The organism is Streptomyces sp. NPDC050988, assembly GCF_044456225.1.
Taxonomy (GTDB): domain Bacteria; phylum Actinomycetota; class Actinomycetes; order Streptomycetales; family Streptomycetaceae; genus Streptomyces.
Map to the genome: position 1 here is coordinate 1 of NZ_JBITFQ010000015.1, position 12,625 is coordinate 12,625.

At 71.8% G+C, this 12,625-nt stretch carries 11 protein-coding genes; 6 read left to right on the plus strand and 5 right to left on the minus strand.

Going from position 1 to position 12,625, the window contains the following annotated elements:
• Positions 1-93: 93 nt before the first annotated feature.
• The 4 genes from ACIBEI_RS28335 to ACIBEI_RS28350 form a co-directional block, all read right to left on the minus strand.
• A complete protein-coding gene (locus tag ACIBEI_RS28335; RefSeq protein ID WP_398893071.1) occupies positions 94-723 on the minus strand; it encodes a response regulator in 630 nt (209 codons plus the stop codon).
• Complete coding sequence (locus ACIBEI_RS28340; RefSeq protein WP_398893072.1) at positions 720-2,063, minus strand: sensor histidine kinase; 1,344 nt, start codon at positions 2,061-2,063, stop codon at positions 720-722. The genes ACIBEI_RS28335 and ACIBEI_RS28340 overlap by 4 nt, the downstream gene beginning before the upstream one ends.
• A 323-nt stretch (positions 2,064-2,386) precedes the next feature.
• The gene (locus tag ACIBEI_RS28345; protein ID WP_398893073.1) at positions 2,387-4,633 is read right to left on the minus strand and encodes an MMPL family transporter; all 2,247 of its coding nucleotides are present in this window, start codon (positions 4,631-4,633) and stop codon (positions 2,387-2,389) included.
• Between the two features lie 200 nt (positions 4,634-4,833).
• A complete protein-coding gene (locus ACIBEI_RS28350) occupies positions 4,834-5,523 on the minus strand; it encodes a TetR/AcrR family transcriptional regulator (RefSeq protein WP_398893074.1) in 690 nt (229 codons plus the stop codon).
• An 82-nt stretch (positions 5,524-5,605) separates the two neighbouring features.
• Here ACIBEI_RS28350 and ACIBEI_RS28355 point away from each other — a divergent pair, with 82 nt between their 5' ends.
• Together ACIBEI_RS28355 and ACIBEI_RS28360 are read left to right on the plus strand one after the other, a co-directional pair.
• The gene (locus ACIBEI_RS28355) at positions 5,606-6,619 is read left to right on the plus strand and encodes an alpha/beta hydrolase fold domain-containing protein (RefSeq protein WP_398893075.1); all 1,014 of its coding nucleotides are present in this window, start codon (positions 5,606-5,608) and stop codon (positions 6,617-6,619) included.
• The gene (locus ACIBEI_RS28360; protein ID WP_398893076.1) at positions 6,616-7,383 is read left to right on the plus strand and encodes an SDR family NAD(P)-dependent oxidoreductase; all 768 of its coding nucleotides are present in this window, start codon (positions 6,616-6,618) and stop codon (positions 7,381-7,383) included. The genes ACIBEI_RS28355 and ACIBEI_RS28360 overlap by 4 nt, the downstream gene beginning before the upstream one ends.
• 3 nt (positions 7,384-7,386) lie before the next feature.
• On the opposite strand, the gene ACIBEI_RS28365 is transcribed toward ACIBEI_RS28360, so the two are convergent.
• Positions 7,387-8,058: an enoyl-CoA hydratase-related protein gene (locus ACIBEI_RS28365; RefSeq protein WP_398893077.1), complete on the minus strand. Its 672-nt coding sequence runs from the start codon at positions 8,056-8,058 to the stop codon at positions 7,387-7,389.
• 248 nt (positions 8,059-8,306) lie between these two features.
• On the opposite strand from ACIBEI_RS28365, the gene ACIBEI_RS28370 reads away from it, so the two are divergent.
• From ACIBEI_RS28370 to ACIBEI_RS28385, 4 genes are all read left to right on the plus strand, one after another.
• Positions 8,307-9,704, plus strand: a complete 1,398-nt coding sequence (locus ACIBEI_RS28370; protein ID WP_398893078.1) for a PHB depolymerase family esterase — start codon at positions 8,307-8,309, stop codon at positions 9,702-9,704.
• Between the two features lie 97 nt (positions 9,705-9,801).
• Positions 9,802-11,187, plus strand: a complete 1,386-nt coding sequence (locus ACIBEI_RS28375) for an SGNH/GDSL hydrolase family protein (RefSeq protein WP_398893079.1) — start codon at positions 9,802-9,804, stop codon at positions 11,185-11,187.
• A gap of 204 nt (positions 11,188-11,391) precedes the next feature.
• Complete coding sequence (locus ACIBEI_RS28380; protein ID WP_398893080.1) at positions 11,392-11,625, plus strand: hypothetical protein; 234 nt, start codon at positions 11,392-11,394, stop codon at positions 11,623-11,625.
• Between the two features lie 168 nt (positions 11,626-11,793).
• Positions 11,794-12,588 (plus strand): maleylpyruvate isomerase family mycothiol-dependent enzyme, encoded by a 795-nt coding sequence (locus tag ACIBEI_RS28385; protein WP_398893081.1) that lies wholly within the window; start codon positions 11,794-11,796, stop codon positions 12,586-12,588.
• Positions 12,589-12,625 lie beyond the last annotated feature (37 nt).

Consider the following 12,625-nt stretch of genomic DNA (forward strand, 5'->3'; position numbering starts at 1 on the left):
ACGCTACGAGCGCAAAGCCGAGCACTTCCTGGCCTTCACGAGCATCGCCTGCACCCTCATTTGCTACCGCAGACTCGCCAAATGAGATGACGTCTAAGCAAAGATCACCGCCTGAACCCGATCCCGCGCCCCGATCTTCGCCAGGATGTGGCTGACGTGGGACTTGACCGTGGATTCGGCCAGGGAGAAGCGGTTGGCGATCTCGGCGTTGGACCAACCCGTGGCGATGGCTGTCAGGACCTCGCGTTCGCGGGTTGTGAGGGCGGTGAGTTGGCGGTCCTGGGCGGGGGTGGTGCCGGGGAGGTGGGCGGAGAAGGCGTCGATGAGTTTGCGGGTCAGGCCGGGGGCGATGACCGCGTCGCCGGAGGCCACCGCCCGGATGCCTGCCGTCAGTTCGTCGGGGAGGGCGTCCTTCAGGAGGAAGCCGCTGGCTCCGGCGCGCAGGGCCGCGTACGCGTATTCGTCCAGGTCGAAGGTGGTGAGGACCAGGACTCTCGAGCGGCCGCCCGACTCCACGATGCGGCGGGTGGCCTCGATGCCGTCCATGCCCGGCATGCGTACGTCCATCAGTACGACGTCGGGGCGCAGTTCGGCGGTCATGCGGACCGCCTCGGCGCCGTGGGTGGCCTCGCCGACCACCGTCAGGTCGGGGTGCTGCTCCAGGAGCATGCTGAAGCCGAGACGTTGCAGGGCCTGGTCGTCGACGATGAGGACAGTCGTCATGCGGGACGCTTCTCCGTGGGTGCGGTGTGTGGCGGGGGTGGCGTGGTGGTGGTCCGGAAGTGGGCTTCCACCGTCCAGCCGCCGTGTGTGTTCGGGCCCGCGGTGACGTTTCCCCCGTACAGCGCCGCCCGTTCGCGCATGCCCACCAGGCCGCGACCCTCGGCCCGCGGGGCGTGGGAGTGCGGGGTACTGGGTGGTCCCGCGTCCTCGACCCTCGCGTGTACGGACGTGTCCTCGGTGGTGAGGGTGACGCGGACCGTCGTATCGGACGCCGCGTGTTTGAGGGTGTTGGTCAGGGACTCCTGGACCACGCGGTAGACGGCCAGTTGGAGGCCGGGGGCGAGATCGGTGAGGGCGCCCCGGGTGTGCAGGGTGACGGTGGGGCCCGCGCCGCGGACGCGTTCGAGGAGGGGGTCGAGGTCGGCGAGGCCCGGCTGCGGGGCGAGGGGGCTGCCGTCCTCGGCGTCGCGTTCCTCGCCGATGACGGCCAGCAGGCGGCGCAGTTCGGCCAGGGCGCCGCGGCCGCTGTCGGCGATGATGCGCAGGGTCTCCGCGCCCCTCTTCGGTTTCGTCTCGGTGAGTCCCGCGGCGCCGCCCGCGAGGCCGACGATCACGGCGAGGGTGTGGCCGAGGATGTCGTGCATCTCCCGGGCGACACGGGCGCGTTCGGCGGCGGCGGCGAGGCGGGCCCGCTGGTCGCGCTCCACCTCCAGGCGGACGGCGCGTTCGTGCAGGGCCCTGATGTACGCGTTCACGACCCGGCCGACCAGGCCCGCCGCAGCGACCGCCGCGATGAGGGCCGACTGCACGATCGCCAGCACAGGCGTCTGCAGGAACTGCTCGTTCGGCTGGCCGGCGCTGCGGACGACCACCGCCACGGTCGTCTGCGCGACGGCGATCCCCAGACAGACCGCCAGCTGGGCGGGCCTGACGCTGCGCCCCACGTTGAGCAGTGCCACGATCCGCGCGGCCTCCGCGCCCGAGTCGGCGTCCAGGGCGAGGGCCACCGAGGAGACGACGGAGGTGAGGGCGAAGACCAGGACGGGGCGCTGCTGCCGCCACAGCAGCGGGACACAGAACGCGACGATGAGCACCAGCAACGTCTGCGCCGGGGGGCCGATGCCGTTCGCCGCGTCCCGCACGCTCGGGATACCGAGTCCGGCGCAGATGACCGGCACCACCCAGCGCCTGACCGAGGGGTGGTCCAGGTCTGCCTGCCTCGCCCTGATGAGCCACTGCAGGACCGCGACGTCCGAGTTCCGGTGCGTCTCGCCCAGCAGGGTCTCGGGCGTGGTGGAAGGAGCCGATGTCCCGCGCCCGGGAGCGGTTGGTGCGGTCACGTCCTGACGGCCTCTCGTTGCGGGGGCCGCCCGCCGGTCCCCGGGGGAGTGGGACCGGCGGGCGGGGCCAAGGGGGGCAGGGCCAAGGGGCAGGGCCGGGTGGGCGGTCGGTGTGCGCTGTACGCCCTGCTGGGATCGTACGGCCGACGGATGAGGCCCGGCCGGTGCGGACAGCCGAGTCGCGGCCGGTGGCGACAGCCGAGCCGTGGCCCGCAGCGACCGGCTCGGCCTCGTCGACGAGGCCCCGTCGACGGGGCTCGCCAAACGAGGGCGCCTCGGCCCCGGCCGACCGGGACGGCTCGGCCATGCCGGTGCGGATCGTCTCAGCCCTTGCCGGTGCGGGCCGGCTCGGAGATCCCCTCGCCCTCGGGCCCCGCCTTCTCGGCCTCCGACTTCTCGGCGTCCGCCGCCAGCAGGTGCCGCAGCTTCTCGCCCTCGACGTCCACGTTGGGCAGTATCCGGTCCAGCCGGCCGGGCAGTGCCCAGGCGCGGCGGCCGAGCAGGGCCATGACCGCGGGGACGATGGTCATCCGTACGACGAAGGCGTCGAGGAACACGGCCGCGGCGAGGCCCAGGCCGATCGACTTGATCAGTGCGGTGTCGCTGAACAGGAACCCGGCGAACACGGAGATCATGATGACCGCGGCGGCCGTGACGACACGGGCCCCGTGCCGGAAGCCGGCGATCACCGCTTCCCTCGGCTCGGCCCCGTGGACGTACTCCTCCCGCATCCGGGTGACGAGGAAGACCTGGTAGTCCATCGCGAGGCCGAACACCACGCCGACCATGAAGATCGGCAGCACGCTCACGATCGGGCCGGTCTGGTCGACGCCGAAGACGTCCGCGAGCCAGCCCCACTGGAAGACGGCGACGACGACACCGAGCGTGGCGAGGACGCTGAGCAGGAAGCCCGCAGCGGCCTTGAGCGGTACGAGGATCGAGCGGAACACCAGCATGAGGAGGATCAGCGCGAGGCCTACGACCACGCACAGGTACGGGATCAGGGCGTCGTTCAGCTTGCCGGAGATGTCGATGTTGAGGGCGGTGGTGCCGGTGACCATCAGTTCGGCGCCGGTGTCGTCGTGCAGGGCCGCGCCCCGGTCGCGGATGTCGGACACGAGGCCGACCGTGTCCTCGCTGGTGGGGGAGGAGCCGGGGACGGCGCGGATCAGGGCCACGTCACCGGTCTCGTTGAACGATGCGGGGCTGACGGAGGCGATGTCGGGCAGATCGCCGAGCAGGGTCACCGCGTCCTGGGCGGCGGCCTTGGGATCGTCGCTGCCCCGGGCGTCGACGACCACGGTCAGCGGCCCGTTGTAGCCGGCCCCGAAGCCGTCGGTGACGGTGTCGTAGGCGGTGCGCTGGGTGCTGCCGGGGGTGGCCGTCTCGTCGCTGGGCATGCCGAGTTGCAGCGACAGGGCCGGGACGGCGAGCAGGAGCAGGCCGGCCACCGAGACTCCGAGGACCTTCACCGGGTTGCGCAGGACGAACCGCGACCAGCGCACACCCATCGGCTCGCGCTCGCCGCGCTCGACCGCCCGCATACGGCGGGTCTTGAGCTTCCCGGTCGAGATCCGCCTGCCGGCGAAACCGAGCATCGCGGGCAGCAGGGTGAGCGCGATGACCACGGCGACGACGACCGCGAACGCGGCGCCGAGGCCGATGTCGCTGAGGATCTTGATGCCGATGACGCTGAGTCCGGCCAGTGCGATGACCACGGTCAGCCCGGCGAACACCACGGCCGATCCGGCGGTGCCCAGAGCGCGCCCCGCGGCCTCCTCCGGATCGTGGCCCTCCTTCAGCTCACCCCGGTAGCGGGAGACGATGAACAGGGCGTAGTCGATGGCAACCGCGAGGCCCAGCATCAGCGCCAGCGTGCTGGTGTTGGAGCTCAGGTCGATGAACGCGCCGGCCACGGTGATCCCGCAGATCGCCGCGATCACGCCGAAGAGCGCGGTCAGCAGCGGCAGTCCGGCCGCGACCAGCGAGCCGAAGGTGATGACCATGACCAGGGCGGCGATCACGATGCCGATCAGTTCGGCCGTGCTCTGGTGGGACTCCTCGGCGACGGCCGTCCCGCCCATGCTGACTGCGAGACCGGCCCGTTCGCCCTGTTCGGCGACGTGCTCCAGGTCGGCGCGGGCGGCGTCGGTGACGTCGGCCGGGACGACCTTGTAGGTCACCTGGGCGTAGGCGACGGAGCCGTCCTTGCTGACGGTGCCGCCGGTGTACGGGTCGGCGACGTTCGCCACCTGGGACGCCGACTTCAGGTCGGAGACCAGGGACTCGACCTCGGCCTTGTGCGCCGCGGACGTCAGCTTCTGCCCGTCGGGCGCCTCGAACACCACGCGTGCGGTGGCCCCGTCGGCCGACGCCTGGGGGAACTCCTTCTCCAGGAGGTCCAGCGCCTTCTGGGACTGGGTGCCGGGGATGGCGAAGGTGTCCGACGTGCTGGTGGACACGCCGGCCGCGCCTATGCCGACGGCGGCCAGGACCGCGATCCACAGCATCAGGACGAGCCGTCGTCGCCTGAACGAGAACCGGCCCAGCCGGTAGAGGAAGGTGGCCACGGAATTGCTCCCAGCAGAGTGCGTCGAGACGGAGATGAGGGCCTGCGCGACCCGTGTCTCACGCTAGGAAGGGAATCCCGGCCGCCTGCGGCACCGGAGATGCGAAAACGGCGGGGCGGAGTAGTACCGGGGTACTACTCCGCCCTCATCCCCAGGAACAAGCACTCCGGCTCCCCAGGAACAAGAGCCTCGGCGCACGGCTAGCCGGCCGCCGGGGATCCCGGCCGCTCGGTCTCCCAGCCGGCCGCCGCCGCGATTCCGATGAGCAGCGGCCAGAGGGCGGCGCCCATCTCCTCCGGGGTGCCGGGGCAGTCGTGGCGCAGCCAGTCGACGACGCTGCCGAGCACGGCTCCCGCCACGAACGCGGCCGCTGGGTCGTGCGGGGGGCCGCCGGTGGCCACCTGGTCGTCGGCGAGGGGCGAGGGCGGTACGGCCCCGTCGGCGGGGACGGACGCCTCGGACGGTCCGGTGTCCTGGGCCGGGCCCCGGCTGATGTGCGCGGTCACCGTCATGCGCTGGAGCAGGTGGTTGATGACCCGCGCGCTGCCGTCGTCGCCGAGCAGGGCCCGGTAGAGGGGAGCATGTTCGGCCACGTGCGCGAACAGGTCCGGCAGGGGGTTGTCCGGGGGGCCGCCGTCGGGGGTGGCCTGCGGGACCGCCGCGGGGCTGGCCGCCACCAACTCGTCGAAGACCGTCGTGCACGAGGCGGCGGCCAGGTCGTGCACGTCGGTGTAGTGCTCGTAGAACGTCGACCGGTTGACGCCCGCGCGTTTGGTGATGTCCGAGACCGAGATCTGGCTGAGGTCCCGCTCGGCGATGAGTTCGCGCAGGGCGCTCTCCAGGGCGGAGCGGGAACGGCGGGTACGGGGATCCATGGGACGCGCGGGCATTCTGTGAGCGTATCCTTTCCGTCACTTGTTGGTTAACCGACATATGATGGATAGTGACGGGGGTCCACCGAACGGAGCCGTCATGTCCTTTCTCGCCCGGCCGACGATGGCCTCCCTGGCCGCCAGGGCGCTGCAGCGTGTCACCGCCCTGGCGGACCGGCGTATCGCGTCCTCCCTGCTCAGCCGCTATCCGGAGTACCCGAGGAACATCCGCGAGCTGACCGTCCAGACCTCGGCCGGCCCGGCCCGCGCGGTCGTCTACCTGCCCGACACGGGCTCCGGCCCGACCTCGGCCCCACCTGTGCACGTCAACTTCCACGGCGGTGGCTACGTCCTCCCGCCGATCGACCTCGACGACCCCCTGTGCCGTTTCCTCGCCGCGGAAGCGGGCGTCGCGGTGGTCAACGTTGACTACGTCGTCGCTCCCCAGCATCCGTTTCCCGCCCCGCCCCATCAGGCGTACGAGATCGTCCGGTGGGTCGCCGGGCACGGCGCGGAGCACGGCTGGGACGGCGGCCGGCTCACGGTGGGCGGCCAGAGCGCGGGCGGCGGCCTCGCGGCGGCGGTGGCCCGCCAGGCACTGGAGGCCCGCCGAGCCGGCCAAGTCCCGTCGGCCGGAGGCGAAGAGGGGAACGGGAGCGCCGGCGCCCCGTCCATCGCGCTCCAGGTCCTCCACTACCCGCCCCTGGATCTCGCGACCGACGCCCGCGACAAGCGTGCCGCCATCGCTAAGCCGATGCTGCGCCCCTGGATGGCGGACGTCTTCGACTCCGCGTACGTGCCGGACCCGCGGCGGCGCACCAACCCCCTGGTCTCGCCCGCCCATCCGTCGGACACCGCGGATCTCACGGGCATCGCCCCGGCCTTCGTCGTCACCGCGGAGTACGACCTCCTGCGGGCGGAGGGCGTCCGGTACGCCGGGCGGCTGCGCGAGGCCGGTGCGCTGCTCGACCACTACGACGTCCCCGGCGCCGACCACGGCTACGACCAGAAGGACGCCGAAGCGGCGAGGGGCGTGTACGCCCTGATCGCCGCGCATGTACGCCGGGCCACGACCCCCGGGCCCGGGAACACTCCGAGGGAGAACCAGCCATGAGCACCAGCACAGGCCTGTCGGGCAAGTCGGTCGTCGTCACCGGGGCCGGCTCCGGCATCGGCCGCGCCGCCGCCCTGCGCTTCGCGGCGGAGGGCGCCCGTGTCGTCCTCGCCGACCTCAACGCCGACGGTGCCAAGGAGGTCGTCGAGGCGATCGCCGCGGCGGGCGGTACCGCGGTCACCGTGGTCGGGGACCTCAGCGAGCAGGAGACCGTCGACCAGGTCGTCGCCACCGCCGTGGACACCTTCGGCGGCATCGACGTACTGGTCAACAACGCGGGCATCATGGACCGGATGTCCGCCGCGGGGGACACGGACGACGACGAGTGGGAGCGCGTCCTGCGGATCAACCTCACCGCGCCGTTCCTGCTCACCCGTGCCGCGTTGCCCCACCTCCTCGCGAATGGCAAGGGCGCGATCGTGTTCACCGCGTCCGAGGCGTCCCTGCGCGGCAGCGCGGCCGGCGCCGCGTACACCGCCTCGAAGCACGGCGTCGCCGGTCTGACCAAGTCGCTCGCCGTGATGTACCGGGACAAGGGCGTACGGACCAACGCCATCGCCCCGGGCGGCACGGTGACGGGCATCCAGGTCCAGGCGGACAGGGATGCCCTCGGCCCGTCCGTGATCATGGGCTACCGGGGCAACATCGGCCGCGCGGCGGACGCCGACGAGCAGGCGGCGGCCATCGTCTTCCTCGCCTCCGACGCCGCCAGCAACATCAACGGCGTCATCCTGCCGGTCGACAACGGCTGGGCCGCCGTCTGAGGCTCAGCCGAGGGGGTTGTCCCGGTTCCGCAGGGTCGTGAGGACGGGCTCGTACATACGGGACTTGATGGTGCCGAGGGTCGGGCCGGCCTTGCCCACCTGGGCCCGGGCGAGTTCCACGGCGGTCGCGCGTACGGCGTCCTCGTCCACCGCGCGGTCGACGAGGGCGGCGGCGAGGGCGTCGCCGCCCCCGTACCGGCGGGCCGTGGTCATGGCCTCGTGCGCGGTCTGCGGGGTCAGCCGGGACTGGATCAGCGCGGACATGCCCGGTGTGAAGGGGATGTTGATGTCGGCCTCGGGCAGACACCAGAAGCCGCGGTCGGCGCGCATCACGCGGAAGTCGTGGGCCAGCGAGAACATCGCGCCGGCCGCGAAGGTGTGCCCCTGGAGGGCGGCCACCGTGATCACGGGCAGGGACAGCATCCGCGCGAACAGCTCCTGGACGCTGCTGACGTACTCCTGTTGCCGGTCGGCGTGCGCGAACAGCCAGTCCAGGTCGAGGCCGCTGGAGTAGAACTTGCCGGTCGCGGCGGTCACCAGGGCGCGCGGCCCCTCCGCCTTCTCGACCTCGTCCAGGGCGGAGCCGACCGAGGCGATCCAGTCGGGGTGGAAGCGGTTCTCGCCGTCCCCGAGGTCGAGTACGAAGACGTCGTCCTGGCGGTCGAGTATGGGCATGATGACTCCCTCGTGAGGTTACCTCTCGGTAACTTATGCCCGCGAGGGCGAACGCGCAACGGTCTGCGAGCGAGAGTGCGCGGCGGGTTCGCGTGTTGCGCAGTGGCCGGTTTCGGTCTCCCGCTGTGGGAGCGCTTCCACGACAGTCATGGTCATGCCATGCGGCCGGCCCCGTCGCATGGTGTCGCTCCATCACGCCACCACTCCATCGCGTCCTCCCCACGAGCCGCGATCCGGAAGGGACGGACATGTCCGCCACTGGCAGCAGCAACACCGTGAGGAGACCGTCGCGTTCGGGGCTCGCAGTGCTCTTCGGGGTGCTCGTGTCCCTGCTCGCGACCCTGCTTCTCGGCGCACCCGGGGCCGCGGCCCGCACGGAGCCGACCACGTCCGGGGCGGAGGCCCGCGCGGCCGCACCCGCCGCGGTGTCGACCGCCGCTCCCACCGCGGCGCCTGCGGCCGCACCGACCGCCGCACTCACCGAGGTCACCGACTTCGGCACCAACCCCAGCAACCTGCGGATGTACCTGTACGTGCCGGACAGCGTCACCGCGAACCCCGCGATCGTCGTGGCCGTCCACTACTGCACGGGATCCGGTCCGGCGATGTACTCCGGAACCGAGTACGCCTCGCTCGCCGACCGCTACGGGTTCATCGTCGTCTACCCGTCCGTCACCCGTGCCAGCAAGTGCTTCGACGTGTCCTCGCCGCAGGCGCTGAGGCGGGGCGGCGGCAGCGACCCCGTCGGCATCAAGTCGATGGTCGACTGGGTGACGCGCACCTACTCCGCGGACACCGGCCGCGTCTTCGCCACCGGCATCTCCTCCGGCGCGATGATGACGAACGTCCTGCTGGGCGACTACCCCGACGTGTTCGCGGCCGGCGCCGCGTTCTCGGGCGTACCGTTCGGCTGCTTCGCCACCACCGACGGCTCCGAGTGGAACAGCGCGTGCTCCGGCGGCACCGTGATCCGCACCCCGCAGGAGTGGGGCAACCTCGTCCGCACCGCCTACCCGGGCTACACCGGTCCCCGGCCGCGGATGCAGGTGTGGCACGGCACCGAGGACGACGTCCTGCGCTACCCCAACTTCGGGGAGGAGATCAAGCAGTGGACCAATGTGCTGGGCGTCGGCCAGACCCCGGCCGCCACGGACTCACCCCAGGCCGGCTGGACCCGCACCCGGTACGGCTCCACCGGTGACCGGGCTCCCGTCGAGGCCATCAGCCTCCAGGGCGTCGGCCACAACCTGTACGCGTACGGCATGGCGGCCCGGGTGCTCACGTTCTTCGGCCTGGACGGCTCGGGCCCCGGGCCCGGGCCCCAGCCCGGCGCCTGCAAGGTGAGCGTCACGACCAACGCGTGGAGTACGGGACTGACCGGCTCCGTGACGATCACCAACACCGGCACCGCCCGCATCGACGGCTGGAAGCTGGCCTTCACCCTGCCCTCCGGGCAGACCATCACCAACGGCTGGGGTGCCACCTACACCCCGGCGAGCGGGGCGGTCGCCGCCACCAACGCCACGTACAACGGCACGATCGCGCCGAACGCGAGCGTCGGCATCGGATATCAGGCGAATCACGGCGGCAACAGCGCGGCCCCGACCGGGTTCAGCCTCAACGGGGCGGTCTGCACAGTGAGTTGACGGGCCATCAGTTGTTGTTTTGACGTCCCGTCACATCCTGGTGGCCGGAGGTGTGTCCTCGGCCACCAGGGATCCCGCCCGCTCCGGAGGAGGCAGCATGCCCGCGAAGCCGTCCACGCCCAGAAGAGCCCCGTTCGTCCGCCTGATCACCCGTCTGCTCACCCCCTTCGTCCTCATCCTCGCCCTCGTCGTCACCTCGTCCGCGCTGGTGGCCCTGGCCGAGGGGGTCCGGGGTGGGGAAGGGGACGCCGGCCGCCCGGTGTCGTCGTCCGCTGCCCGGCACTGGGTCAACACCTGGACCGCGATGCCGCAGCTCACCGAACCGGGAAACATGCCGCCCCCGCCGTTCACCGAGGACCGTGCCGTCCTGGCCGACACGACGCTGCGGCAGACGGTGCGTGTCTCGACCGGGGGCGAGCGTGTGCGGCTGCGGTTCTCCAACGCCTTCGGCGACACCGCGCTGCCGCTCACGACGGTGACCGTGGCGCTCCCGCTCGACGGACGGGCCGGGGTCGCCGCGATCGAGCCCGGCACCCTGCGGCGGGTGACCTTCGGCGGGCGTGGGCCGGCGACCGTGCCCGCCGGGGCCCAAGTCGTCTCGGACGCACTGGACTTCGACCTCCGGCCGGGCTCGAACCTGACCGTGACCGCCTACCTGGCCGAGGGCCAGCCCTCCCTCGCGCTCACCTCGCACCCGGGATCACGCACCACCTCGTACCTCCAGAAGGCCGACCGCACAAGGGACTTGGACCTGCCGGACGCGACCCCGGTCAACCACTGGTATCTGCTCAGCGATGTCGAGGTGCTCTCCGGGCGCGGCACCGCGGCGGTCGCCGTCCTCGGTGACTCGCTGACCGACGGCCGGGGTTCCACCACCAACGGGAACAACCGCTGGCCGGACCGGTTCCTGGACCGGCTGCGCGCCCAGGGCGCGACCGAGGACGTCGCGGTCCTCAACCAGGCGGCGGGCGGCAACCGCGTCCTCAACGACGGCCTCGGTCCCAACGTCCTCGCCCGCCTCGACCGCGACGTCCTGTCCCGCAGTGGCGTCTCCTGGCTGGTCGTCTTCGAGGGGGTCAACGACATCGGCACCGCCGCGGCCACCCCGGCCGCCCAGCGGAGCGTCACCGCCGAACTGACCGCCGCGTACGAGCAGATCGTGGTCCGCGCGCACGCGCAGGGCATCCGGGTGTACGGGGCCACGCTGACGCCGTTCGGCGGCAACACGATGTACGACGACCCCGACGGGCACCGCGAGTCGGCCCGGCAGGCGGTCAACTCATGGATCCGTACGAGCGGGACGTTCGACGCGGTCATCGACCTCGACCGTGCCGTCCGTGACCCGCAGGACCCGCGCCGACTGCTCCCCACCCTGCACGACGGGGACTGGCTGCACCTCAACCCGGAGGGCTACCGGACGCTGGCCGCGGCCGTCCCCCTGCGGCTCTTCCGGCAGGCGCCCGCGAGGCTCGACATTGATTGACGGTTCAAATGGAATGGACTTACGGTATGTCTACATCTTGAAGGTTCAAGTTAAGGCGGGGCGAGCCGCTCTTCGGAGGCGGGCCCGGCCGGGTGAAGCCCTCCGCCGGCACTCTTCCCGGGGGCTCGGCCGCGGGGCGTGGGTGCCGCTGACGGCGATGTACCCGCTGGGTGACAAGGGGTCCTTGTGATCGGGTCGGGGTTCATGACCCACGGGCTGCCGCTCACCACCCGCGAGATGCTGACGACGGGTCAGCCGCCGGGCCGGTCATCGCACTTCGACGCCCGGGTCGGTGACGCGCTCGCCCGCGGTGACGTCGACGAACTCGCGGTGTTCCGGATCCGGCGCCCGGAATGCCGCACGCCCATCCGGCTGTTGACCACTGCATCCCGCTGTTCGTCGCCCTGGGCTCCGGCCCGAGCGCCGACCGGCCGGTGAGCACTGGCGTCGACGGCTGCATGACGGGCTTCTCGAAGCGGTCGTTCCGGACCGCTGTGTGAGGTCGCCCGTCTCTCGCACGGGTACGGGGCCTTGTCCGGCCCGTACCCGTGAATGTGGCCCGAACCGCGCCGCCAAATCACCCCCATCTCCTCGGAGTTGAGACACATGACAGAACGTGCCGACCGGATCATCGACGCTCTGCGCAGCGGACACGACTACCTCACCACCGTCGTGCACGGCCTCGCCGCCGCAGACCTCGACCGGCCCTCCGGGGCATCGGAGTGGACCGTTGCCCAGGTGCTCAGCCACCTCGGCAGTGGCGCGGAGATAGGCCGGGCCGCCCTTGAAGGCGCGCTGAGCGGCACCGGGCCCAAGGACATGGACTTCAACAAGTCCGTGTGGGCGCGCTGGGACGCGATGTCCCCGGCCGAGCAGGCCGAGGGGTTCGTCGCCTCCAACGAGGCGCTGGTGCGCGCCTATGAGGGTCTCGACGCGCGGACGCGTCAGGACCTGCGGATCGACCTCGGGTTCCTGCCCGCGCCCGTGGACGTGGCCACCGCCGCGGGCATGCGGCTCAGCGAGTTCGCCAACCACTCCTGGGACGTGGAGGTCGCCTTCGACCGGACCGTGGGCCTGGCGCGGGCGGCGACCGAGCCGCTTCTCGACCAGGTCGGCATGCTCATAGGCTTCGTCGGCAAGGCCGACACTCTTGGCGGCCGGCACGTCCGCGTCGCAGTCCGCACCACCTCCCCCGAGCGGTCGTTCGGGCTGGACCTGGGCGACGCGGTCGCGCTCACCGACGAACCGGCCGAGCCCGACGCCGTGCTCAGCACACCGGCGGAGTGGTGGCTCCGGCTCGTCACGGGCCGCCACGCGCCCGCGAACACGCCCGAGGGTGTGACCCTCGCCGGGGACGGCGTGACGCTGGACGACCTGCGCAAGGTGTTTCCCGGCTTCTGACCGGTACGTACCTGAAGAGGGCGAGGGGCTGTGGTGT